Consider the following 23042-nt stretch of genomic DNA (forward strand, 5'->3'; position numbering starts at 1 on the left):
GAAGGTATTCGTTGGGCCCCGGTGGCTCCCGGGGCCCAACGACATACCCGCCCCGACACGGGAGGCCCGACCATGTACGCACGCTCCACCACCATTCAGGCGCAACCCCTGTCCGTCGACATCGGCATCGCGCACGTCCGCGATGTCGTCATGCCGGCGTTGCAGGAGATGAACGGGTATGTCGGGTTGTCGTTGCTGGTGGATCGCCAGTCGGGCAGATGCATCGCCACCAGCGCCTGGCAGACGATGGAAGCGATGCGCGCCAGCGCCGAGCGGGTGGCGCCGGTCCGCGACCGCGCCGCGTTGATGTTCGACGGCAGCGCCAAGGTCGAGGAGTGGGACATCGCCTTCCTGCACCGCGACCACCACTCCCAGGACGGGGCCTGCGTGCGGGCCACCTGGCTCAAGGTGGTGCCGGATCAGCTGAGCCGGTCCCTGGACTTCTACCGGACCTCGCTGCTGCCGGAGATGGAAAAGCTCGACGGCTTCTGCAGCGCCAGCCTGATGGTCGACCACCCCGCCTGCCGGCGGGCCGTGTCGTGCTCGACGTTCGACAGCATGGACGCGATGGCCCGCAACCGCGACCGGGCCACCGAATTGCGCAGCTCACGCGCGCGCGACCTGGGCGCCGAGATCGTCGACGTGGCCGAGTTCGAGCTGGCGATCGCCCACCTGCGGGTGCCCGAACTGGTCTAGGGCAGGGCGTCCCCGGGGAATCCGCGGCAGGGGTGCACCTGGTAGGTGAACACCCCGGCCGCCACGCCGGGATCGTCGTTCATGATCGCGGTGGTCTCCTCGACCGGCGCGGCGAACACCCCGATGCCGCAGACGTCGGACTCGTCGGTGACCGGCAGCACCACCGCGAGCACCCCGTCGTCGCGCAGCCCGAAGTTGCGCCGGCCGTGCTCCCAGATGACCCCCGGGGACGACTCGTCGCCGAACCTCGGGCCGCGCTTGAGGATCACGACGCTGTATTCCTTGGCGGTGGGCAGCAGTTGGCCCATCTCCTCGTCGGTGAAGGTCTTCATGCCCGCCTCCTGCGGATGATCGCGCGCAGCCGGTCCAGCCGGCCGGCCAGTTCCCGTTCGCCGCCGTGGGCGGTGGGGCGATAGTAGTCCACGCCCACCAGCTCGTCCGGCGGATATTGTTGCGCCACAACGCCATCGGGATCGTCGTGGGAATAGCGGTAGCCCTGGGCGTTGCCCAGCCCCGCGGCGCCGGCGTAGTGCCCGTCGCGCAGGTGGGGCGGCACCAGCCCGGCCTTGCCCGCCCTGATGTCGTCCATCGCCGCCGCCAGCGCGGTGGTGACGGCGTTCGACTTCGGCGCGGTGGCCAGGTGGATGGTGGCGTGCGCCAGCGTCAGCTGCGCCTCGGGCATGCCGATCAGCTGCACGGTCTGGGCGGCCGCGACCGCGGTCGGCAGCGCGGTCGGGTCGGCCAGCCCGATGTCCTCGCTGGCCAGGATCATCAGCCGGCGCGCGACGAACCGCGGGTCCTCCCCGGCGACCAGCATGCGGGCCAGGTAGTGCAGCGCGGCGTCGACGTCGGAGCCGCGGACCGACTTGATGAACGCGCTGATCACGTCGTAGTGCTGGTCGCCGTCGCGGTCGTAGCGCACCGCGGCCTTGTCCAGGGACTGCTCGATGGTCTCGACGCTGACGGATTCGCCGGCCTCGGCCGCCACCTCCAGCGCGGTCAGGGCCCGGCGGGCGTCGCCGGCCGCCAGCTGCACCAGCAGGTCGACAGCCTCGGGCGCGACGGCGACCTTGCCGCCCAGCCCGCGCGGGTCCTCGACGGCGCGCTGCACGACGGTGCGGACGTCGTCGGCCGAAAGCGGCCGCAGCTGCAGGATCAGCGACCGCGACAGCAGCGGCGCCACCACGGAAAACGACGGGTTCTCGGTGGTCGCCGCCACCAGCAGCACCACCCGGTTCTCCACGGCGGACAGCAGCGCGTCCTGCTGGGTCTTGGAGAACCGGTGCACCTCGTCGATGAACAGGACGGTCTGCTCGCCGTTCAACAGGGCCCGGCGCGCCACATCGATGACCGCCCGGACCTCCTTGACCCCGGCCGACAGCGCCGACAGCGCCTCGAACCGGCGCCCGGTGGCCTGCGAGATCAGCGCGGCCAGCGTCGTCTTTCCGCTGCCCGGCGGGCCGTACAGAATGACCGACGCCATGCCCGAGCCCTCGACCAGGCGGCGCAGCGGCGATCCGGGTGTCAGCAGGTGGTCCTGCCCCACCACCTCGTCCAGCGACGCCGGCCGCATCCGCACCGCCAGCGGCGCACCGGCCGACACGCCCAGGCCGTGGCCGGTTGTCTGGGGTGCGCCGGGGAGGTCAAACAGACCGTCGGACACGGTTTTAGGCATACCACGTGGCGGCGACGGCATGCGCCGCTCGAGCCGGCCCGAAATCAATGCGCGCGCCCCGGGCACTTATTTGCTAAGTTCCGGTTTGCCGAGTTTGGACGCGCGTGCCCACAAGTTGAATCCAACAGCTAGGACGGACATGAGCCAGCCTCCCGAATACCCAGGCCAGAACGTCCCAAGTCAGGGCCCTCCCGGCTACCCGCCTCCGCCCGGCTACGGCGCCCCGCCACCGCCGCCCCCCGGCTACGGCGCCCCGCCGGCCGGTTACGGACCGCAGGCGGGCTACGGCGCCCCGCAGGGCCCGCAGTTCAGCGTCGGCGAGGCGTTCCGTTGGGCGTGGGGCAAGTTCACGCAGAACGCCATGCCGTTGGTGGTGTCGGCGCTCATCTACGGGCTGGTGTTCGGCGCCGCCTACGCCCTGATCCCCATCGGCGGCAGCATGGGCTCGACCACCACCACGACCAACTCCGACGGCTACGCGACCACGACGGCGAACATCAGCGCCGCCGGGCTGGCCGTCATGATCGTCGGCTACATCCTGGTCTACGCGATCGGCATCTTCGCCCAGGCCGCGTTCCTGAGCGGATGCCTTGACCTCGCCGACGGCCGGCCGGTGAGCATCGGCTCGTTCTTCAAGCCCCGCAACCTCGGCATGGTGATCCTCGCCGGGATCATCGTCGGGATCCTGACGTCGATCGCCTCGGCCTGCTTCGTCCTGCCCGGCCTCATCGTGGGCCTCTTCGCGCAGTTCACCATCCCGTTCGTCATCGACCGGTCGCAGGGCGCCATCGACGCGTTGAAGTCGAGCTTCTCCACGGTCTCGTCGAACTTCGCCAACGCCCTGCTGGCGTGGCTGGTGCAGCTGGCCGCCGTCGTCGTCGGCGCGGTGCTGTGCGGCGTGGGGCTGCTCGTCGGCGGACCCATCGCCGCGCTGGTCTTGACCTACAGCTACCGCAAGCTTTCCGGCGGCCAGGTGGTCCCGCTGGAGCAGCCTGGCGGCGGCTACCAGGCCGGACCGCCACCCGGCCCGCCGCCGGGCCCGCAGTTCGGGTAGGCCCGGCCGCCGAATCTCGCTGCGCTGCAGGCTTGTCGCGCTTGTGATGAGATCAGCGGGTGAGCATCAAAGTCGCGCTGGAGCACCGCACCAGCTACACCTTTGACCGCCTGGTCCGAGTGTACCCGCACGTGGTGCGGCTGCGCCCGGCGCCCCACTCCCGCACCGCCATCGAGGCGTATTCGTTGCGGGTCGAGCCGGGCGACCACTTCGTCAACTGGCAACAGGACGCGGTGGGCAATTTCCTTGCCCGGCTGGTGTTTCCGAATCCGATGAGCCGCCTGACCATCACGGTCGGACTCATCGCCGACCTCAAGGTGATCAACCCCTTCGACTTCTTCATCGAGGACTGGGCCGAGACGTGGCCCGCCGGCGGGTGGACCTACCCCAAGGCGCTGGCCGACGACCTCAAGCCCTACCTGCGGCCCGTCGACGAGGACGGCCCGGACTCCGAAGGCGCGGGCCCCGGCGAGCTGGTGCGGGCGTGGCTGCAGAACTTCACCGTGCGCGACGGCACGCGCACCATCGACTTCCTGGTCGCCCTCAACCGCGCCGTCAACGCCGACGTCGCCTACAGCCTGCGGATGGAACCCGGCGTGCAGACACCGGATTTCACGTTGCGCAACGGGGTCGGCTCGTGCCGGGACTCGGCGTGGCTGCTCGTCTCGATCCTGCGCCAGCTGGGCCTGGCCGCCCGGTTCGTGTCCGGCTACCTGGTGCAGCTGGCGTCGGACGTCGAGGCGCTCGACGGCCCGTCCGGACCGGCCGCCGACTTCACCGACCTGCACGCGTGGACCGAGGTGTACATCCCCGGCGCGGGCTGGATCGGGCTGGACCCGACGTCGGGGCTGTTCGCCGGCGAGGGTCACATCCCGCTGGCGGCCACGCCGCACCCGGCGACCGCGGCGCCCATCAGCGGCGGCACCGAGCCCTGCGAATCGACGCTGGAGTTTTCCAACACCGTCACCCGCGTGCACGAGGACCCGCGCGTCACGTTGCCCTACCCCGACGACGCCTGGCGGGCGATCTGCGACGTGGGGCGGCGCGTCGACGAGCGGCTGGCCGCCGCCGACGTCCGGCTGACCGTCGGCGGTGAGCCCACGTTCGTGTCGGTCGACAACCAGGTCGACGAGGAGTGGACCACCGCCGCCGACGGCCCGCACAAGCGGCAGCGGGCCTCCGATCTGGCCGCCCGGCTCCGGCAGGCGTGGGCCCCGCAGGGGCTGATCCAGCGCGGACAGGGCCGGTGGTATCCGGGAGAACCGTTGCCGCGCTGGCAGATTGCGCTCTTCTGGCGAACCGACGGGCGGCCGCTGTGGGCCGACGCCGCGCTGCTGGCCGACCCCTGGGACGGGTCGCCGGGCCTGGTGCACCCCGACGCGGCCTACGACGTGCTCTGCGGGGTGGCCGACGGCTTCGCGCTGCCGGCCGCCCAGGTGCGGCCGGCCTACGAGGACCCGCTGGCCCGGCTGGCCGCCAAGGTGCGCAAGCCCCACGGCGATCCGGTGCCACCGGGCGACGACCTCGGCACCGACACGGCCGACGGGCGCGCGGAGCTGCTGGCGCGCCTCGACGAATCCACCACGGCCCCGGCCGCTTTCGTGTTACCGCTGCACCGCCGCGACGACGACCTGGGCTGGGCCAGCGCGAACTGGCGGCTGCGCCGCGGCCGGATCGTGTTGCTGGAAGGCGATTCCCCGGCCGGCCTGCGGCTGCCGCTGGACTCGATCAGCTGGCGGCCGCCCCGGCCGGCGTTCGACGCCGATCCACTGTCCGCGGGAGGCGAGCTCGCGGCGGACGCCGCGAGCGACGCCGTCGTCGTCGAACCCGGCTCGGCGCCGCCGACCGCGATGGTCGCCGAGGTCCGCCGCGGCCTGCTGTACGTGTTCCTGCCGCCCACCGAGGCCCTGGAACACTTCGTGGACCTCGTCGCCCGGGTCGAGGCGGCCGCGGCCAAGGCGGACTGCCCGGTGGTGATCGAGGGCTACGGACCCCCGCCGGACCCGCGGCTGAGGTCGGTGACGATCACCCCCGACCCGGGCGTCATCGAGGTCAACGTGCCGCCCACCGCCAGTTTCGACGAACAGGCGCAGCTGCTGGGCAGCCTCTACGAGCAGGCCCGCCTGGCCCGGCTGTCCACCGAGTCGTTCGACGTCGACGGGACGCACGGCGGCACCGGCGGGGGCAACCACATCACGCTCGGCGGCGTGACGCCCGCGGACTCGCCGCTGCTGCGCCGCCCCGACCTGCTGGTTTCGCTGCTGACCTACTGGCAGCGCCACCCGTCGCTGTCCTACCTGTTCGCCGGGCGATTCGTCGGCACCACGTCGCAGGCCCCGCGGGTGGACGAGGGCCGCGCCGAGGCGCTCTACGAGCTCGAGATCGCGTTCTCCGAGATCGCCCGGCTGTGCGCCGGCGGGGCCGCCAAGCCGTGGGTCACCGACCGCGCGCTGCGGCACCTGCTCACCGACATCACCGGCAACACCCATCGCGCCGAGTTCTGCATCGACAAGCTGTACAGCCCCGACGGCCCCCGCGGCCGGCTCGGCCTGCTCGAGCTGCGCGGCTTCGAGATGCCGCCGCACCTGCGCATGGCGATGGTGCAGTCGCTGCTGGTGCGCTCGCTGGTGGCGTGGTTCTGGGACGAACCGCTGCGCGCCCCGCTGATCCGGCACGGCGCCAACCTGCACGGGCGATACCTGTTGCCGCACTTCCTGATCCACGACATCGCCGACGTCGCCGCCGACCTGCGCGCGCACGGCATACCCTTCGAGACCAGCTGGCTGGACCCGTTCACCGAGTTCCGCTTCCCGCGCATCGGCACCGCTGTCTTCGACGGCGTGGAGATCGAGCTGCGCGGGGCGATCGAACCGTGGAACACCCTCGGCGAGGAGTCCACCGCCACCGGCACGGCGCGCTACGTCGACTCGTCGGTCGAACGCATCCAGGTCCGCATCATCGGCGCCGACCGGCACCGCTACGTGGTGACCGCCAACGGCTACCCGGTGCCGCTGCTGGCCACCGACAACCCCGACATCCACGTCGGCGGCGTGCGGTTCAAGGCCTGGCAGCCGCCCAGCGCGCTGCACCCGACCATCAGCACCGACGTCCCCCTGCAGTTCGAGCTCGTCGACCTCACCACCGGGACGTCGCGCGGCGGCTGCACCTACCACGTCGCGCACCCCGGCGGCCGCGCCTACGACGAGCCGCCGGTCAACGCCGTCGAGGCCGAGTCGCGCCGCGCGCGGCGCTTCGAGGCGACCGGCTTCACCCCGGGCAAGCTGGACCTGGCCGCCATCCGGGAGCGCCAGGCGCGGATCTTCACCGACATCGGCGCGCCGGGCATCCTTGACCTGCGGCGCGTCCGTACCGTGCAGCAGTGATGGCGCTTCCCAACTCGGCACTGGACACCGGCGGGCACTACGACGCCGACCGGCTGCTGGCGGGGTACCGGACCGCGCGGGCCCAAGAGGCGCTGTTCGACCTGCGGCACGGCCCCGGGATCGGCTACGACGAGTTCGTCGACGGCGAAGGCGACGTGCGGCCGGCGTGGTCCGAGCTGGCCGACGCCGTCGCCGAGCGCGGCCGGGCCGGGCTCAACCGGCTGCGCTCGGTGGTGGACAGCCTCATCGACAACGACGGCATCACCTACACCGACGTCGACGCCGGCCGCGAGCCCCGGCCCTGGCGGCTGGACGCCCTGCCGATCGTGGTTTCCGCCGCCGACTGGGAGGCGCTGGAGACCGGGCTGGTGCAGCGGTCGCGCCTGCTCGACGCGGTGCTGGCCGACCTATACGGGCCGCGCACGCTGCTCACCGAGGGCGTGCTGCCGCCGCAGCTGGTGTTCGCCCATCCCGGTTACGTGCGGCCCGCCAACGGCATCGAGGTGCCCGGGCACCACCAGCTGTTCATGCACGCCTGTGACGTCAGCCGGCAGCCCGACGGCAGCTTCCAGGTCAACGCCGACTGGACGCAGGCGCCGTCGGGCGCGGGCTACGCGCTGGCCGACCGGCGCGTGGTGGCGCACTCGATTCCGGACCTCTACGAACGGATCGCGCCGCGACCCACGACGCCGTTCGCGCAGGCGTTGCGGCTGGCGCTCATCGACGCCGCGCCCGACGTCGCGCAGGACCCGGTCGTCGTGGTGCTGTCCCCCGGCATCTACTCGGAGACCGCGTTCGACCAGGCGTACCTGGCGACCCTGCTGGGCTTCCCGCTGGTGGAGAGCGCGGACCTGGTGGTGCGCGACGGCAAGCTGTGGATGCGCTCGCTGGGCACGCTCAAACGCGTCGACGTGGTCCTGCGCCGGGTCGACGCCGAGTACACCGACCCGCTGGATCTGCGCGCCGATTCGCGGCTCGGCGTGGTCGGCCTGGTGGAGGCGCAGCACCGCGGGACGGTCACGGTTGTCAACACGCTGGGCAGCGGCATCCTGGAAAGCCCTGGGCTGCTGCGCTTTCTGCCCGAGCTGGCGCAGCGGCTGCTCGGCGAGGAGCCGCTGCTGCACACCGCGCCGGTGTATTGGGGCGGCATCGCGGGCGAGCGCTCGCACCTGCTGGCCAACCTGTCGTCGCTGCTGATCAAGTCGACCGTCGGCGGCAATACCCTTGTCGGGCCGACGCTTTCGTCGGCGCAACTGACGGGGCTGGCCGCGCGCATCGAGGACATGCCGTGGCAGTGGGTCGGCCAGGAGCTGCCGCAGTTCTCGTCGGCGCCCACCGACCATGCCGGTGTGCTGTCGTCGGCCGGGGTCGGCATGCGGCTGTTCACCGTCGCCCAGCGCGGCGGCTACGCGCCCATGATCGGCGGCGCCGGCTACGTGCTGGCCCCCGGACCGGCCGCCTACACGCTGAAAACCGTTGCGGCGAAGGATGTCTGGGTGCGCCCGACCGAACGCGCGCGGGCCGAGACGATCACGCTGCCGTCGGCGCCCCCACCCGCGAAGACCGCCGCGGGCACCTGGGGCGTCAGCTCGCCGCGCGTGCTGTCCGACCTGTTCTGGATGGGGCGCTACGGCGAGCGCGCCGAGCAGATGGCCCGGTTGCTGATCGTCGCCCGCGACCGCTTCCACGTGTACCGGCACCACCAGGACATCGAGGAGAGCGAGTGCGTGCCGGTGCTGATGGCCGCGCTGGGCCGAATCACCGGCAACGACACCGGCTTTGGCGGCGACGGGGCCGAGACGATCGCCGTCGCCCCCTCCACGCTGTGGACGCTGACCGTGGACCCCCACCGGTCCGGGTCGCTGGTGCAGTCGGTGGAGGGGCTGGCGCTGGCCGCCCGCGCGGTGCGCGACCAGCTGTCCAACGACACGTGGACGGTGTTGGCCGGCGTGGAGCGTGCGATCGCGCTGCGGCCCGACCCGCCGGACTCGCTGGCCGAGGCCGACGCCCTGCTCGCCTCGGCCCAGGCGCAGACGCTGGCCGGGATGCTGACGCTGTCGGGGGTGGCCGGCGAGTCGATGGTGCGCGACGTGGGCTGGACGATGATGGACATCGGCAAACGCATCGAGCGCGGGCTGTGGCTGACCGCGCTGTTGCGCGCCACGCTGACCGAGGTCCGCAGCGCGCCCGCCGAGCAGACGATCATCGAGGCGACGCTGGTCGCGTGCGAGTCGTCGGTGAGCTACCGGCGCCGCACCGTGGGCAAGGTCAGCGTGGCCGCCGTCGCCGAGCTGATGCTCTACGACACGACCAACCCGCGGTCGCTGCTGTACCAGCTGGAGCGGCTGCGCACCGACCTCAAGGACCTGCCGAGCTCGTCGGGGTCGTCGCGTCCCGAGCGGGTGGTGGAGGAGATCGGCACCCTGGTGCGCCGGTCGCACCCCGAGGAGCTGGAGGCGGTCACCGGCGGGCGCCGTGCGGAGCTGGCCGAACTGCTCGACGCCATCCACACCGAGCTGCGCAACCTGGCCGAGGTCATCGCCGAGACCCAGTTGCGGCTCCCCGGCGGCATCCAGCCGCTGTGGGGCCCCGACGAGCGCCGCGTCATGCCGGCCTAGCCGACCTCCGTTGTGGCCGGCTCCCGCTCGTCGCCCTGGTACCGGTGTGGATCGGGCAACCGCCGGCGACGCACCATGTGCACCAGCACCAGGACCGACATCACGGCGGCGTAGATGCACCACAGCGACGCGAACGCCCGCAGGTACAAAATGGCGACCAGGACCAGCCCCACCAGGTTCGCCAGCCCGAACGCGACAATGGAGCGATAGCCCGACAGCAGGGCCGGCCCGATCACGGCGAGGATGTAGAGCACCGCCCAGAAGTAGCTGTTGTGCGCGCCGGTCTGGTATTCCAGCGCATGCGGGCACCGTTGCACCCCAACCGGTTTGGTGAACACGACGTAGGCCAGGTAGGCCGACACGACGGCGCCGAGCGCCACGAACGGCGCCACCCGCAGCCGGGCGCCGCGGGGCTCGAGCAGCAACACCGCCACCGGGACCAGCGCCGGCAGCAACGGCAGCGCGATGAACACATAGGCATACATCGCGAAGTGGGCCACCCCGGCGGACACAAAGCGATTGGGCCACACCGCCGCCTCGAGGAACTGGTGAACCGCGAAGACCGTCGGCAGCAAGGCGAACGGCAGCTCGCGCCAGTGCTTCACCTCGCGCAGGGTCGCCACCGCGACCGGCACCAGCGCGGTTCCCACCACCAGATCCGCCGTGATCGAAAAGCACATGGCCGCGGCCTATCCCGCGACCGCCGCGGGCCCGCTCAGCTCCGAGGTCACCTCGTCGATCACGTCGTGGATGAACTGCATCTTGTCCAGCACCGCCACCGGCAACACGAACGGGTACAGGTCGTCGTGTCCCATCGAGCGGTTCACCATGTTCAGCGACCAGGACAGCGGCAGCCACATCTCGATGATGGTGGGAAAAGCGCTGGGGCCCAAAGGAGTACGGTCGAAGGTCGCCGACGCCGGCGCGAACGCGCACCACGCCGAGGTGTCCAGGGTGTCGCGGATGTGCAGGTAGTGGGCGAACGTCTCGGCCCAGTCCTCGGCGGCGTGCATGGTCGCGTACGAGGAGACGAAGCTCTCCTGCCAACCGTCGGGCGCGCCCTCGTTGTAGTGGCGGTCCAGCGCCTCCTGGTAGTCCGCGTCGGGATCGCCGAACAGCTCGGTGAACCGCGCCACGTACTCGCTCGACGGGGTGATCAGCCGGTAGAAGTAGTAGTGCCCGACCTCGTGGCGAAAGTGCCCGAGCAGCGTCCGGTACGGCTCCTCCATCTCGACCCGCAGCTGCTCGCGGTGCACGTCGTCGCCCTCGGCGAGATCGATTGTGATGACGCCGTTCTCGTGGCCGGTGAACACCTTTTCGTGCGCGCTGGACAGCAGCCGAAAGCCCAGCCCGTAGTCCCGGTCGCGGTCGCGCCCGATGATCGGCAGCTTCATTTCGTGCAGCTCGGCGATCAGCCGCCGCTTGGCCGCCTCGGCGCGGGCGAACGCGGCCAGGCCCTCGGTGTCGGCGTCGTTGGGCCGCTCCAGCGTAAGCGCGCACGACGTGCACAGCCCGCCGGGCAGGTTGGTGGGCACCAGCCAATTACATTCGGCGAGATGGCGATTGGCGCACAGCTCGTATTCGGCGGCGCTGACGAAACCGGCCCGATCGGCGTCGTCGCCGTCGGTGATCACCAGTAGGGCCATCTGCTCGAGGGAGAACCCCAGCGCGCTGCCGCACGACAGGCACGCGGAGTTCTCGAACGTCAGGCGCTGGCCGCAGTTGGGGCAGTGGAAATCACGCATGCAAGGGGTCGCCTTCAATAGGGTCTGTGTAGGGCACCACGTCGACGGCGACGTCGATCACGCTGTGCTCGGAGTTGGTGTAGATGATGCCGCGCAGCGGCGGGACGTCGGCGTAGTCACGCCCGCGGCCCACGACGATGTACCGCTCGTCGACCAGTTGGTCGTTAGTGGGATCGAGGCCCAGCCACTCGAACTGGCCGGGTTCCTGGGGGGTCCACACCGCCGCCCACGCGTGGGTGGCGTCGATACCGATCATCCGATCCTTTCCCGGGGGCGGGTCGGTGGCCAGGTAACCGGACACGTAGCTGGCCGCCAGACCGTTGGCGCGCAGGCAGGCGATCGCCAGCCTCGCAAAGTCCTGACATACCCCTTCCCGGGCCGCCAGAACCTCGCCGACCCCGGTGGAAATCGTCGTCGATCCCGAGCGGTAGGTGAAGTCGGCGAAAATCCGCGACGTGAGGTCGCGGAGCACCTCGACCAGGGGCCGCTCGGGCGCGAAACTGGGCGCCGCGTACTCACGCACCTCGTCCGTGATCTCCGGCGGATTCAGGTCGAGGGCGAACTCCGTCGCCAGCGCTCCCCGGCGCCCGGCCGGCCGGGCGGCCTCCCACGGTTGCAGCGCCGGCCCGCTGCTGTACCGCTGCGCGGGCGGCGGATACACGTCGACGATGGAGTCGCTGGTGATGGTCAGGACCTGGTGCGGCTCGGTGACGTGGAAGTAGGAGCTGACGTTGCCGTAGCTGTCGACGCTGGTCGAGCTGTCGGCGGGCGCCGGGTCGATGGTCAGCACGTGCGCCACGCACCGCTGGCGTTGCGAGTCCCGCGGCGTCAGGAAGCCGCGGCCATAAGAGCTGGTCACGACGTCGGAATAGCGGTACTCGGTGCGATGGGTGACCCGATGCCGGCGGGCCTGGCCTTCTGACACAGGCTGATCCCATCACACCCCGTTTGCCGATCGCGAGCCAAGCGCGCCGTTTCGGGAGCACAATCGAAAGCGTGGCCACGTGGAACGACGTCGCCCGCATCGTTGGTGAGCTGGCACTTACCTCCGAGCCGTCACCGCACGAGTGGCGGGTCGGCAAGAAGTTGCTGGCGTGGGAGCGGCCGCTGCGTTCGTCGGACCGCGAGGCGCTGGCGCACAACGGCGTCGAGCCGCCCGAGGGCGACATCCTCGGCGTCCGGGTCTCCGACGAGGGCGTCAAGTTCGCGTTGATCGCCGACGAGCCGGGGGTCTACTTCACCACCCCGCATTTCGACGGCTACCCGGCGGTGCTGATCAGGCTGGCCGAGATCGGGGTGCGCGACCTCGTGGAGGTGATCACCGAGGCCTGGCTCACGCAGGCGCCGAAGAAACTCGTCCAGGAGTACCTGGCCGATTCGCTATGAGCGCAGGTCGATGACCCGCTGCAGGTCGTCGACGCAGGCCTGGACGGCGTCGGCGAGCACCACCTGCGTTCTCTCGCGGGCGGCGGCGTGCAGCTCCGAGGCGTGGTGGCGCGCGGAGGCGGTGTAGGCGCAGGCCCCTGCGGGGTCGGACTCGGCCAGCGCCGTCGCGGCCGCGAGCACCACCAGCACGCTGTGCACCGGCTGCGGGAGCCGCGCGCAGCAGCCGTCCACGCCGGGCGCGACGGCCCGGGCCAGCTCCAGCACCGAGCCGGCCAGCAGCGCCACGTGCACGGCCTGGTGGTCGGCGGCCCGCACGGCGTCGCGCAGCCCGAAGCGGCGTGGCGCGATCCGCACGACCTGGTGGGCGGTGGTGCGTGCCTCGATGAGCCCGCCGAGCTGTGCGTGCACCCGATCGACGGCCGACAGCGGCCAGTCGGGCGGGGGCTCCCGGCGCCCGGCGGCGAGGTCCGCCGCGCGGGTCAGGACGCCCTGCAGCACGCCCAACACGCCGACGCGGGCGCTGCGCAGCAGCGCCAAGGGATCCGCCGGGAACAGCAGCACGGCGAAGACGATCGCCACGAGGCCGCCGATCAGCGCGTCGTAGGTGCGCTCGAAGCCGACATTGGTGCGATACAGGGCCAGCACCAGGATCGCGGAGATGGCGGTCTGGTTGGCGAACATCATGCCCTGCCCGATGAAGCCGTGCCCGATGAGCACGGCGACGACCAGCGCCAGGAACGCCGCGACCGCGATGGCGAGCGCACCCGGCCCGAGCACACCCTGCACCGCGATGCCCACGCCGATCCCCAGAATCACGCCGAAGATCATCTGCACGGCGCGCATCGCGCGCAGCACGTTACTGATCGACAGCGACACCGCGGCGGCGATCGGCGCGAAGAACGGCTGCGGGTGACCGAGCAGGTCGTGCGCGAGGTACCAGGACAGACCTGACGCGACCGACGTCTGGACGAGGTAGAACCACAGCGCGCGGAGCCGTTTGACGCCGGCGCGCGCTGCTCGTTTCATCGCTCGCGGTCAGGCGCGCTGCAACTCGAACAGCGGAATGACCCTGCTCGTCTTGGACTGATACTCGGCGAACCCGGGCGCCGCGGCGGCGACCTTGTCGAACAGCTCGTCGCGCTCGGCGCGCGGCAGTTCGTGGGCGGTCACGTCGAACTCCTCGGTGCCGATCTCCACGTGCGCCGCCGGGTTGGCGCGCAGGTTGTGCACCCAGGCCGGGTTGACCGGCGCGCCGGCGAACGAGCCGATGATGATCAGCTTGCCGTCGATGCGGAAGTAGGCCAGCGGGTTGACCCGGGGCTGGCCCGACTTGGCGCCCGTGGTGGTCAGCAGCAGCAGGTTGGCGCCCTCGAACTGGCCCCCGACCTTGCCCTGGTTGGCGCGGAACTCGTCGATGATGCTCGTGTTGAAGGCGTGGATGGTCTCGGCGTCAGGTGTTTCCGTCATGCCCGCTCAACCTTCTCCGGCTTGGCATCTATTCCGGACTCCTTGCGCTGCTGCGCGGTGATCGGGGCGGGCGCGTCGGTGAGCGGGTCGACGCCGCCGCCCGTCTTCGGGAAGGCGATCACCTCGCGGATCGAGTCGACGCCGGACAGCAGCGCGTTGATCCGGTCCCAGCCGAACGCGATGCCGCCGTGCGGGGGTGCGCCAAACGTGAACGCCTCCAACAGGAATCCGAACTTCTCCTCCGCCTCGGCCTTGTCCAGGCCCATCACCGCGAACACCCGCTCCTGGATGTCGCGGCGGTGGATACGGATCGAGCCGCCGCCGATCTCGTTGCCGTTGCAGACGATGTCGTAGGCGTCGGCCAGCACGCTGCCGGGATCCTTGTCGACCGCGTCCTCGAACTCCGGCTTCGGCGAGGTGAACGCGTGGTGCACGGCCGTCCACGCCCCGGCGCCGACCGCCACGTCGCCGGCGGCGGTCGCGTCCTCGGCGGGCTCGAACAGCGGCGGGTCGACCACCCACACGAACGCCCATGCGTCGGGGTCGATCAGGCCCAGCCGCTTGGCGATCTCGCCGCGCGCCGCGCCCAGCAGCGCCCGCGACGGCTTCGGCGGGCCCGCCGAGAAGAAGATGCAGTCGCCCGGCTTGGCGCCGACGTGGCCGGCCAGCCCGCCGCGCTCGGCGTCGGACAGGTTCTTGGCGACCGGGCCGGCCAGCTCGCCGTCCTCGCCGACCAGCACGTAGGCCAGCCCGCGATGCCCGCGCTGCTTGGCCCATTCCTGCCAGCCGTCCAGGGTGCGCCGCGGCTGCGAGGCGCCGCCGGGCATGACGACCGCGCCGACGTAGGGCGCCTGGAAGACGCGAAAGGTGGTGTCGGAGAAGAACTCCGTGCACTCGACGAGCTCCAGCCCAAAGCGCATGTCGGGCTTGTCGGAGCCGAACCGGCGCATGGCGTCGGCGTAGCTGATCCGCGGGATCGGCGTCGGGATCTGGTAGCCGATCAGCGCCCACAGCGCGGTCAGGATCTCCTCGGAGACGGCGATGATGTCCTCGGCGTCGACGAAGCTCATCTCCATGTCGAGCTGGGTGAACTCGGGCTGCCGGTCGGCGCGGAAGTCCTCGTCGCGGTAGCAGCGGGCGATCTGGTAGTAGCGCTCCATCCCGGCCACCATCAGCAACTGCTTGAACAGCTGCGGGCTCTGCGGCAGGGCGTAGAACGAACCGGGGTGCAGGCGGGACGGCACCAGGAAGTCGCGGGCGCCCTCCGGGGTCGAGCGGGTGATGGTCGGCGTCTCGATCTCGACGAAGTCGTGCCGCGCCAGCACCGCGCGGGCCGCGGCATTCACCTTGGAGCGCAACCGCATTGCCGCGGCCGGCCCGTCGCGGCGCAGGTCGAGGTAGCGGTACTTCAGCCGGAGCTCCTCACCGGCCGGCTCGTCCAGCTGGAACGGCAGCGGCGCGCTCTCCCCCAGCACGGTCAGCGAGGTGGCGTTGACCTCGATGTCGCCGGTCGCGATCTCCGGGTTGGCGTTGCCCTCCGGGCGGACCTCGACGACGCCGGTGACCGCGACGCAGAACTCGGCCCGCAGCCGGTGGGCCTGGGCCAGGACGTCGGCCGCGCGGAACACCACCTGGGCGACCCCGGAGGCGTCGCGCAGGTCGATGAAGATCACCCCGCCGTGGTCGCGGCGGCGGGCCACCCAACCGGCCAACGTCACCTGCTGGCCGGCGTCGCTGCTTCTCAGCGAACCGGCGGCGTGGCTGCGCAGCACAAACACTCCCTTTCCCGAGGTTGGAACGAGTGCCCAGTCTAGAGGCAGGTAATTTCGGTCCTATCGTCACCAACATCGCACTCGTCGGTCCCGGCGCCGTCGGCACGACGGTCGCCGCGCTGCTGCACAGGGCCGGGCATCCGGTGCTGCTGTGCGGCCACACGCCCCGCGACGGCATCGAATTGCGGCCCGACGGCGCCGATCCCATCGTCGTCCCCGGTCCGGTGCACACCGATCCCGCCGAGGTGAGCGGCCCCGTCGACCTCCTGGTGCTGGCGGTCAAGGCCACCCAGAACGACGACGCGGCACCCTGGTTGGCCCGCCTGTGCGGCGAGCACACCATCGTCGTCGTGCTGCAGAACGGGGTCGAGCAGGTCGAGCAGGTGCAGCCGCACTGCCCGTCGTCGCCGGTGGTCCCCGGGATCGTCTGGTACAGCGCCGAGACGCAACCGCAAGGGTGGGTGCGGCTGCGCACCGAGGCCCGGCTGGTGCTGCCGTCGGGCCCCTCGGCGGAAACCGTCGCCGAGTTGCTGCGCGGCGCCGGCTGCCAGGTGGACTGCGACCCCGATTTCCTTACCGCCGCGTGGCGCAAGCTGCTCACCAACGCGCTGGCCGGCTTCATGGCGCTGTCGCGGCGCCGGTCCGGCATGTTCCGCCGCGACGACGTCGCCGAACTGTCGCGGCGCTATGTGGCCGAATGCCTGGCCGTCGCGCGGGCGGAGGGCGCCCGGCTGCCCGACGACGTGGTCGACGAGCTGCCCGGGCTCTTCCGGCATGCCCCCGAGGACATGGGCACCTCGATTTTGGCCGACGCCGAGGGCCGCCGGCGGATGGAGTGGGACATCCGCAACGGCGTGATCGTCCGGAAGGGCCGCGCCCACGGGCTGGCGACGCCGATCAGCGACGTGCTGGTGCCGCTTCTGGCGGCGGCGGGCGACGGCCCGGGCTAGATTCGAGCCATGTTCCCCTGCGAGCGCGTCGACCTGAGCTTCGTCGACAGCGCGCCGTTCCGCTTTTCCAACAGTGTCGACCTGGCCGTCACCCCCGAGCAGCTGTTCGAGGTGCTGGCCGACGCCGAGTCCTGGCCGCGCTGGGCGCCGGTGATCACCAAGGTCACCTGGACCAGTCCCGAGCCGTTCGGCGTCGGCACCACCCGCACGGTCGAGATGCGCGGTGGCATGGTCGGCAACGAGGAGTTCCTCGCGTGGGAGCCGTTCTCCCGCATGGCATTCCGGTTCAACGAGTGCTCCACCCAGGCCGTCGCCGCGTTCGCCGAGGATTACCGGGTCGAGGTGACCCCCGGCGGCTGCCGGCTGACCTGGATCATGGCGCAGAAGCCGGCCGGCCCGGCGTGGCCGGCGATGTTCGTGGCGCGGCCGCTGCTGAACCTGGGCCTGCGCCGGTTCCTGCGCAACCTGCGCAGCTACACCGACGCCCTTGCGACCCGGCAACCTTAGGAGCGTGCGATGACCTTCAACGAGGGCATGCAGATCGACACCAGCACCGCGTCGTCGTCCGGTGGCGGCGGCATGGGGATGGCCCTGGGGGGCGGCGGAATCGGGCTGCTGATCCTCATCGGCGCGTTGTTTTTCGGAATCGACCCGGGCCGCGTGATGAACTCGCAGATGAACACCGGCGGCTATTCGGCACCCGGTTTCGACCTGAGCCAGTGCAAGACCGGGGCCGACGCCAACAAGTACGTGCAGTGCCGCGTGATCGCGACCGGCAACTCCGTGGATGCGGTGTGGCATCAGCTGATGCCGGGCTACACCCGCCCGCACGTGCGCCTGTTCACCGGCTCGGTCGACACCGGCTGCGGGCCCGCCACCACCGCGGTGGGCCCGTTCTACTGCCCGGTGGACCAGACCGCGTACTTCGACACCGACTTCTTCAAGGAGCTGGTCGACCGATTCGGTTCCAGCGGTGGGCCTTTCGCGCAGGAGTACGTGGTCGCGCACGAGTACGGCCACCACGTGCAGCAGCTGCAGGGCATCCTGGGCCGCTCCCAGCAGGGGGCGCAGGGCGCCGGCGGCAACGGCGTGCGCACCGAGCTACAGGCCGACTGCTACGCCGGGATCTGGGCGCACTACGCGTCGACGGTGAAGCAGGAAAGCACCGGCGTGCCGTACCTGCAGCCGTTGAGCGACCAGGACATCGCCGACGCGCTCTCGGCGGCGGCGTCGGTGGGCGATGACCGGATTCAGAAGGAGTCGACGGGACGCGTCAACCCCGAGTCGTGGACGCACGGCTCGTCGGCGGAACGGCAGAAGTGGTTCACCATCGGGTACCAGACCGGCGACCCGCACAAGTGCGACACGTTCTCCGCGACGAACCTGGGCTAGCTAGCCCCTGCCCGTGCAGGTGACGGTGGTCGTGGCGTCCTGGTGGGCGACCACCTGGCCGTCCACGGCGATCTCGCAGTGGAACTGCGCGGGACCGTTGCCCGAGTCCGGCCAGTGCAGCATCCCGCTGGCGGTGATGCTCGCCCACTGGGCGGGGTTCGCCAGCGTGGCCGTGTAGGTGACCGGCGCTCCCCCGCTCAGCGGCGCCTGCACGCTGGTCATGAACTTCGACGGGTCCGCGTTGTAGGCGGCCTGGCTGGGCGGATCGGAACTCACGTAGTTGACCGTGGCGGTGAGGTTGTTGGGGCTCGACACGGTGTAGGTCACCTGGTGGGCATCCGCATGGGCAGTCGCGGGGATGACGGCCGCCGCGGCAGCCGCTGCAAACGTGGCCGACGCGACGGCGCTGATCACTTTTCGCACGTTCGTCATATCGAAAACGCTACCGGATTCGTTACCTGCCTCAGGTATGAAGCAGCTATGAGCGACGGGCCCACCGGCTGGATCAGCCGCCGCCGGCTGCTGACCTCGACCGCGGCTTCGGCCGCCCTCGGGGCGGGCATCGGCGGCGGGGCGACGCTGCTGTGGTCGCATCCCCGGCCGCCCGCGTTGTGGTATCGGCCCGACCGCAACGGCGCCCCGCCGGTGACGGGCCTGCATCTGCAGTTCGGCGCGAACGCCGCTACCGAGGTGGTGGTCTCCTGGCACACCACCGAGGCCGTCCGCAACCCGCGCGTCATGCTGGGCACCCCGGACTCCGGGTTCGGGCGCACCGTGCAGGCCGAAACCCGCACCTACCGGGACGCCAAGTCAGGCGTCGAGGTTCGCGTCAACCACGCCCGCCTGACGGGCCTGGCGCCCGATTCCGACTACGTGTACGCCGCGGTGCACGACGGGGCCGAGCCGGACAGCGGGACGGTGCGGACGGCGCCGTCGGGACGAAAAGCGCTGCGCTTCACCAGCTTCGGCGACCAGTCCACGCCGACGCTGGCCAGGCTGCCCGACGGCAGGTATGCCACCGACAACATCGGGTCGCCCGCGGCCGCCGACACCACGCTGGCGGTCGAGCGCCTCGGCCCGCTGTTCAACCTCGTCAACGGCGACCTGTGCTACGCCAACCTTGCGCAGGACCGCATCCGGACCTGGTCGAACTGGTTCGAGAACAACACGCGCTCGGCGCGATACCGGCCCTGGATGCCGGCCGCGGGCAACCACGAGAACGAATTGGGCAACGGCCCAATCGGTTACGGCGCCTATCAGACCTACTTCGCGTTGCCGGATTCGGGGTCGGGCCCGGAAACCCGCGGGCTGTGGTACTCGTTCACCGCCGGCTCGGTACGGGTGATCAGCCTCAACAACGACGACATCGCCTTCCAGGACGGCGGTAATTTCTATGTGCACGGCTATTCGGGCGGGGAGCAAAAGCGTTGGCTGGCAGGCGAACTCGCCGCCGCGCGGCGCGACCCGGACGTCGACTGGATCGTGGTCTGCATGCACCAGACGGCCATCTCCACCGCCGACAAGGCCAACGGCGCCGACCTGGGCATCCGTGAGGAATGGCTGCCGTTGTTCGACCAGTATCAGGTCGACCTGGTGGTGTGCGGCCACGAGCACCACTACGAGCGCTCGCACCCGCTGCGCGGCACGATGGGCACCGACACCCGCACGCCGGTACCCGTCGACACCCGCAACGACGTCATCGATTCGACCCGCGGCACCGTGCACCTCGTCATCGGCGGCGGCGGCACGTCGGCGCCGAGCAACGGGTTCTTCTTTCCCGAGCCGCGGTGCCGCGTGCTGACCGGCGTCGGCGCGTTCGACCCCGGGCTCGGCCGCAAGGCGCCGATCTACGTGCTGGAGGACGCGCCCTGGTCGGCATTCCGCGACCGCGACAACCCTTACGGCTTCGCGTCTTTCGACGTGGACCCCGGTCAGCAGGGCGGGAACACCTCGATCAAGGCCACGCATTACGCGCTCAGCGGTCCGTCCGGCCAAGTCACCGCGGTGGACGAGTTCACGCTGACCAAGCCGCGCGGCGACCGGCCCGGCTAGCTCAAAACAGCGTCGCCTGCTGCGGCTCCGGGGCGGCCTCGGGCGCGCGCATCGGGTTCGGGCGCTGATCTCCGGTCAACCGATGCTTAGCGATCAGCGGCGCGGCCCGCGCGCGCAGCGCGTCGCGGTAGCTCGGCGGCAGGTAGGGCCCGCGGCGGTACAGCTCGCGGTAGCGGCCGACCAGTTCGGGGTGCGAGCGGGCCAGCCAGGCCATGAACCAGCCGCGGGTCGAGCTGCGCAGGTGCAGGCCGAACACCGTCACGCCCGTCGCGCCCGCCGCGGCGATCTGGCCCAGCAGGCGATCGAGGTGCTCGGCGGAATCGGTGAGGTGCGGCAGCACCGGGGCGACCATCACGTGGCAGTCCAGGCCGGCGTCGCGGATCGCGGTGATGAGGCCCAGCCGCGCCTGGGGTGTCGGCGTGCCCGGTTCCACGTCGCGGTGCAGCTCCGGGTCGCCGACCGCCAGCGACACCGCGACCGACACCGGAACCTGTTGGGCCGCATCGGTTATCAGCGGGAGGTCGCGCCGCAACAGCGTGCCCTTGGTGAGGATCGACAGCGGCGTGCCGGAGCCCGCGAGCGCTTGGATGATGCCCGGCATCAGCGCGTAGCGGCCCTCGGCGCGCTGGTAGGGATCGGTGTTGGTGCCCAGCGCGACGGTCTCACGCTGCCACGACGGCCGGCGCAGCTCGCGGTTGAGGACTTCGGCAACGTTGGTCTTGACCACCACCTGGGTGTCGAAGTCGGTGCCGCAGTCGAAGTCGAGGTACTCGTGGGTGGGCCGTGCGAAGCAGTAGCGGCACGCGTGCGAGCAGCCGCGGTAGCCGTTGACGGTGTACCGGAACGGCAGGGCCGAGGCGTTGGGCACCTTGTTCAGCGCCGACTTGCAGAGCACCTCGTGAAAGGTGATGCCCTCGAACTGCGGCGCGCGCACGCTGCGCACCAGGCCGATGCGTTGCAGCCCGGGCAGCGCCCCGTCGTCGACGGGGTCCCCGTTGACCGCGACGGCCTGGTTCGCCCAGCGCATACCTTCCATTCGAACAATCGTTCGATGCGAAGTCAAGTTTCGGCGCCAGGCGGTGAGGGTATGGGGGCCTCATGATTGCGGGCGCTGTGAATTCGCTGATCTGGATATTGGTGCTGATCGCGATCGTCGCGGTGGTGATCGCCGTCGTGCGCGCGATGGCGAGGCCGAGCGCCGCACGGCCGGTGGAACGGCCGGTCGTCGAACAGCCGGTGGTGCAACAACAGCCGGTCGTGACGACCGGGCTGGCGCCCGGCTGGTATCCCGACCAGCAGGACCCCAATCAGATGCGCTACTTCGATGGCCGGGTGTGGACCGCCCAGACTCAGCCCCGCGCGTGACGTAGTGCCGCGCTAGAAGGGCGGCGGCTCGTCATCCTCGGCCGGCGTGGGCGGCGGTTGTGCGCTCCGGGTGGCCAGTCGGATTTTGCGGTTGCTTCGGCGTTCGGCGGCGATGCGCGCGGCCCGGTTTTGGGCTCGGGTGCGGCGGCGCTTGGGCATCATCGCGGTGCGTTCGGCGCAGTCGTCCAGCGGCGGGTCGGCTTCGGGGGACGCGAAGCCGCCGACCGATCGGCACAGGCTGGGAAACAGCAGCGCGCTACCCGGGGTGGTCACATAGGTGTGCCCGGCCGGTGTCGTCACGATCAACGTCCCGTCGGGCAACTGCTTTTCATCCCAACCCCAGAACGTCTTGATCAAATGATGAAACCGGCAGTAGCACTTGAGGTTTGAGGCGTGCGTGGGGCCGCCCTGGGCGTAGGGAATCGTATGGTCGATGTCGCAGTCGAATGCCGGGCGCTCACACCCCGGGGCGCGGCACGTCAGGTCGCGGCACCGCACGAAATCGGCCAAAGCCTTCGACGGCACGTAGCCGTTCTCGGGTGGCGCATCGGCGGGGTGGACCAACGCCACCAGCTTGGCCGAGGCCGCCAACTCCTCAACCAGTTCCGGGGGGATCAACCCGTCGGCGCACACCTCGGATCCCGGGGCGGTGCCGGTGCCATCAAGGGTGGCCTGCTCGGCGATCACGTGAACGACCACCGGGCCGGCTGCGGGCCGCTTCCCGGCGGCACAGTCGGGGCGCCCACACCGGCAGGCCAGCCGATCCGCCCCGGCCGCCAGCGCCCCGAGGGCGTCGGCGCGCCGCTGGTCTCTGGTGCGCGGATCCTGCGCGCACACCGTGGTGGCCAAGGCGTCCAACCGCCGGTCCAACGCGTGGGCGTCGGACGCGAACAGGCTGCCGTGGATCTCGGCGAGCCCATCTTGGACCCGATCGCCGATCCAGACGTCACGTTCAACCTGGCGCTCCTTGCGCCGGCGCACCGCATCAACGTCGGCGCGGGCCACGACCTTGTCCACCTGGGCGGCCAGCCGGCCCCGCGTCATCGACGGCCACCGCACCACGTTGGCCGCCAACTCCGCATCCACCGCCGCCAGCAGCTGGTCATCGGTGATCAGATCGGTGCGAAACACCAACGTCCGAAACATCAGGTGATCGATGTCCCCGGCCACAAACAGCGCGGCCACGCGCGGCAGCCGCTGCCGCATGGCCAACGCGTCACCGAGGTAGCTGCCCGCCATCGCCAGACTGATCCGCAACTCCGCGGCCACCTCGGCGCCGACCGCCGCCCACGTATCCACCGCCCAGTCAGCCGCCTCACCACGCTGGGCGCGGCGCATCTCAAAGAGCTCCCCGATCGCGACCAGCCGATCCGCGGCGGCCCGCGCCTCGGCGCGCCCCGACGCACACATCCGCTCGACTAACGCGCGCGAGCCCTCCGTCTGCGGGGGCTCCCAGTACTCGTGAAGCCGGGTATCGAACATACGTT

At 70.9% G+C, this 23042-nt stretch carries 21 protein-coding genes; 10 read left to right on the forward strand and 11 right to left on the reverse strand.

Annotated features, from left to right (window positions below; all coding sequences use genetic code 11):
- Positions 1 to 72: 72 nt before the first annotated feature.
- Complete coding sequence (locus AWB89_RS15340) at positions 73 to 696, forward strand: hypothetical protein (protein ID WP_085104069.1); 624 nt, start codon at positions 73 to 75, stop codon at positions 694 to 696.
- On the opposite strand, the gene AWB89_RS15345 is transcribed toward AWB89_RS15340, so the two are convergent.
- The gene (locus tag AWB89_RS15345; protein ID WP_085104067.1) at positions 693 to 1028 is read right to left on the reverse strand and encodes a hypothetical protein; all 336 of its coding nucleotides are present in this window, start codon (positions 1026 to 1028) and stop codon (positions 693 to 695) included. The genes AWB89_RS15340 and AWB89_RS15345 overlap by 4 nt on opposite strands.
- The gene (locus tag AWB89_RS15350; protein WP_085174809.1) at positions 1025 to 2371 is read right to left on the reverse strand and encodes a replication-associated recombination protein A; all 1347 of its coding nucleotides are present in this window, start codon (positions 2369 to 2371) and stop codon (positions 1025 to 1027) included. Before AWB89_RS15350 ends, AWB89_RS15345 begins: the two co-directional genes overlap by 4 nt.
- Before the next feature lie 139 nt (positions 2372 to 2510).
- On the opposite strand from AWB89_RS15350, the gene AWB89_RS15355 reads away from it, so the two are divergent.
- The 3 genes from AWB89_RS15355 to AWB89_RS15365 are packed head-to-tail and all read left to right on the forward strand — an operon-like array spanning position 2511 to position 9426.
- Positions 2511 to 3425: a hypothetical protein gene (locus tag AWB89_RS15355; protein ID WP_085174811.1), complete on the forward strand. Its 915-nt coding sequence runs from the start codon at positions 2511 to 2513 to the stop codon at positions 3423 to 3425.
- A gap of 59 nt (positions 3426 to 3484) precedes the next feature.
- Positions 3485 to 6808 (forward strand): transglutaminase family protein, encoded by a 3324-nt coding sequence (locus AWB89_RS15360; RefSeq protein ID WP_085104063.1) that lies wholly within the window; start codon positions 3485 to 3487, stop codon positions 6806 to 6808.
- The gene (locus AWB89_RS15365; RefSeq protein ID WP_085174813.1) at positions 6808 to 9426 is read left to right on the forward strand and encodes a circularly permuted type 2 ATP-grasp protein; all 2619 of its coding nucleotides are present in this window, start codon (positions 6808 to 6810) and stop codon (positions 9424 to 9426) included. Before AWB89_RS15360 ends, AWB89_RS15365 begins: the two co-directional genes overlap by 1 nt.
- Here the strand turns inward: AWB89_RS15365 and AWB89_RS15370 are convergent.
- From AWB89_RS15370 to AWB89_RS15380, 3 genes are read right to left on the reverse strand one after another with little or no spacing between them, the layout of a single operon-like run.
- Positions 9423 to 10106, reverse strand: coding sequence for a DUF6629 family protein (locus AWB89_RS15370; protein ID WP_085174815.1), 684 nt, complete (start codon positions 10104 to 10106; stop codon positions 9423 to 9425). The genes AWB89_RS15365 and AWB89_RS15370 overlap by 4 nt on opposite strands.
- A 9-nt stretch (positions 10107 to 10115) precedes the next feature.
- Entirely contained in the window at positions 10116 to 11171 is a 1056-nt protein-coding gene (locus AWB89_RS15375) for a zinc-binding metallopeptidase family protein (RefSeq protein WP_085174817.1), read from the reverse strand.
- Positions 11164 to 12096, reverse strand: coding sequence for a transglutaminase family protein (locus AWB89_RS15380; RefSeq protein ID WP_085174819.1), 933 nt, complete (start codon positions 12094 to 12096; stop codon positions 11164 to 11166). Before AWB89_RS15380 ends, AWB89_RS15375 begins: the two co-directional genes overlap by 8 nt.
- 71 nt (positions 12097 to 12167) lie before the next feature.
- On the opposite strand from AWB89_RS15380, the gene AWB89_RS15385 reads away from it, so the two are divergent.
- On the forward strand, positions 12168 to 12557 hold the full coding sequence (locus AWB89_RS15385; protein WP_085174821.1) for an MmcQ/YjbR family DNA-binding protein: 390 nt from the start codon (positions 12168 to 12170) through the stop codon (positions 12555 to 12557).
- Here AWB89_RS15385 and AWB89_RS15390 read toward each other — a convergent pair.
- Genes AWB89_RS15390 through aspS form a run of 3 tightly spaced genes read right to left on the reverse strand, consistent with a single transcriptional unit; the run spans position 12552 to position 15802 of the window.
- A complete protein-coding gene (locus AWB89_RS15390) occupies positions 12552 to 13583 on the reverse strand; it encodes an FUSC family protein (RefSeq protein WP_085174823.1) in 1032 nt (343 codons plus the stop codon). The two genes, AWB89_RS15385 and AWB89_RS15390, sit on opposite strands and share 6 nt — an antisense overlap.
- Before the next feature lie 9 nt (positions 13584 to 13592).
- Positions 13593 to 14024: a nitroreductase family deazaflavin-dependent oxidoreductase gene (locus AWB89_RS15395; protein ID WP_085104049.1), complete on the reverse strand. Its 432-nt coding sequence runs from the start codon at positions 14022 to 14024 to the stop codon at positions 13593 to 13595.
- Positions 14021 to 15802: an aspartate--tRNA ligase gene (gene aspS, locus AWB89_RS15400; RefSeq protein WP_142282548.1), complete on the reverse strand. Its 1782-nt coding sequence runs from the start codon at positions 15800 to 15802 to the stop codon at positions 14021 to 14023. The genes AWB89_RS15395 and aspS overlap by 4 nt, the downstream gene beginning before the upstream one ends.
- A 56-nt stretch (positions 15803 to 15858) precedes the next feature.
- Here aspS and AWB89_RS15405 point away from each other — a divergent pair, with 56 nt between their 5' ends.
- From AWB89_RS15405 to ypfJ, 3 genes are read left to right on the forward strand one after another with little or no spacing between them, the layout of a single operon-like run.
- Entirely contained in the window at positions 15859 to 16746 is an 888-nt protein-coding gene (locus AWB89_RS15405; protein WP_193791364.1) for an oxidoreductase, read from the forward strand.
- Positions 16747 to 16755: 9 nt separating this feature from the next.
- Entirely contained in the window at positions 16756 to 17253 is a 498-nt protein-coding gene (locus AWB89_RS15410) for an SRPBCC family protein (protein ID WP_085104047.1), read from the forward strand.
- A 9-nt stretch (positions 17254 to 17262) separates the two neighbouring features.
- A complete protein-coding gene (gene ypfJ / locus AWB89_RS15415; protein WP_085104045.1) occupies positions 17263 to 18138 on the forward strand; it encodes a KPN_02809 family neutral zinc metallopeptidase in 876 nt (291 codons plus the stop codon).
- Here the strand turns inward: ypfJ and AWB89_RS15420 are convergent, their stop codons facing one another.
- The gene (locus tag AWB89_RS15420) at positions 18139 to 18570 is read right to left on the reverse strand and encodes a hypothetical protein (RefSeq protein ID WP_085104043.1); all 432 of its coding nucleotides are present in this window, start codon (positions 18568 to 18570) and stop codon (positions 18139 to 18141) included.
- 48 nt (positions 18571 to 18618) lie between these two features.
- Between AWB89_RS15420 and AWB89_RS15425 the strand changes: the two genes are divergently transcribed.
- Positions 18619 to 20190 (forward strand): purple acid phosphatase family protein, encoded by a 1572-nt coding sequence (locus AWB89_RS15425; protein WP_085174825.1) that lies wholly within the window; start codon positions 18619 to 18621, stop codon positions 20188 to 20190.
- 1 nt (position 20191) lies between these two features.
- Here the strand turns inward: AWB89_RS15425 and AWB89_RS15430 are convergent, their stop codons facing one another.
- Positions 20192 to 21217: an Rv2578c family radical SAM protein gene (locus AWB89_RS15430; RefSeq protein WP_085174827.1), complete on the reverse strand. Its 1026-nt coding sequence runs from the start codon at positions 21215 to 21217 to the stop codon at positions 20192 to 20194.
- An 86-nt stretch (positions 21218 to 21303) separates the two neighbouring features.
- Here AWB89_RS15430 and AWB89_RS15435 point away from each other — a divergent pair, with 86 nt between their 5' ends.
- Positions 21304 to 21555 carry a DUF2510 domain-containing protein gene (locus tag AWB89_RS15435; protein ID WP_241520509.1) on the forward strand — a complete coding sequence of 84 codons (252 nt, stop codon included), beginning with the start codon at positions 21304 to 21306 and terminating at the stop codon, positions 21553 to 21555.
- Between the two features lie 12 nt (positions 21556 to 21567).
- On the opposite strand, the gene AWB89_RS15440 is transcribed toward AWB89_RS15435, so the two are convergent.
- Complete coding sequence (locus tag AWB89_RS15440; protein ID WP_085174831.1) at positions 21568 to 23037, reverse strand: HNH endonuclease signature motif containing protein; 1470 nt, start codon at positions 23035 to 23037, stop codon at positions 21568 to 21570.
- Positions 23038 to 23042: the final 5 nt, after the last annotated feature.

Source organism: Mycobacterium paraense (assembly GCF_002101815.1).
GTDB lineage: Bacteria > Actinomycetota > Actinomycetes > Mycobacteriales > Mycobacteriaceae > Mycobacterium > Mycobacterium paraense.

Excerpts from the sequence above, each read along its gene's own strand:
- AWB89_RS15375 (WP_085174817.1), bottom strand. The coding sequence starts at position 11,171 with ATGCGTGATTTCCACTGCCCCAACTGCGGCCAGCGCCTGACGTTCGAG.
- AWB89_RS15390 (WP_085174823.1), bottom strand. The coding sequence starts at position 13,583 with ATGAAACGAGCAGCGCGCGCCGGCGTCAAACGGCTCCGCGCGCTGTGG.
- AWB89_RS15440 (WP_085174831.1), bottom strand. The coding sequence starts at position 23,037 with ATGTTCGATACCCGGCTTCACGAGTACTGGGAGCCCCCGCAGACGGAG.
- AWB89_RS15355 (WP_085174811.1), top strand. The coding sequence starts at position 2,511 with ATGAGCCAGCCTCCCGAATACCCAGGCCAGAACGTCCCAAGTCAGGGC.
- AWB89_RS15410 (WP_085104047.1), top strand. The coding sequence starts at position 16,756 with ATGTTCCCCTGCGAGCGCGTCGACCTGAGCTTCGTCGACAGCGCGCCG.
- AWB89_RS15340 (WP_085104069.1), top strand. The coding sequence starts at position 73 with ATGTACGCACGCTCCACCACCATTCAGGCGCAACCCCTGTCCGTCGAC.
- AWB89_RS15425 (WP_085174825.1), top strand. The coding sequence starts at position 18,619 with ATGAGCGACGGGCCCACCGGCTGGATCAGCCGCCGCCGGCTGCTGACC.
- AWB89_RS15350 (WP_085174809.1), bottom strand. The coding sequence starts at position 2,371 with ATGCCTAAAACCGTGTCCGACGGTCTGTTTGACCTCCCCGGCGCACCC.
- AWB89_RS15430 (WP_085174827.1), bottom strand. The coding sequence starts at position 21,217 with ATGCGCTGGGCGAACCAGGCCGTCGCGGTCAACGGGGACCCCGTCGAC.
- AWB89_RS15365 (WP_085174813.1), top strand. The coding sequence starts at position 6,808 with ATGGCGCTTCCCAACTCGGCACTGGACACCGGCGGGCACTACGACGCC.
- AWB89_RS15370 (WP_085174815.1), bottom strand. The coding sequence starts at position 10,106 with ATGTGCTTTTCGATCACGGCGGATCTGGTGGTGGGAACCGCGCTGGTG.
- AWB89_RS15345 (WP_085104067.1), bottom strand. The coding sequence starts at position 1,028 with ATGAAGACCTTCACCGACGAGGAGATGGGCCAACTGCTGCCCACCGCC.
- AWB89_RS15395 (WP_085104049.1), bottom strand. The coding sequence starts at position 14,024 with ATGACGGAAACACCTGACGCCGAGACCATCCACGCCTTCAACACGAGC.
- ypfJ (WP_085104045.1), top strand. The coding sequence starts at position 17,263 with ATGACCTTCAACGAGGGCATGCAGATCGACACCAGCACCGCGTCGTCG.
- AWB89_RS15420 (WP_085104043.1), bottom strand. The coding sequence starts at position 18,570 with ATGACGAACGTGCGAAAAGTGATCAGCGCCGTCGCGTCGGCCACGTTT.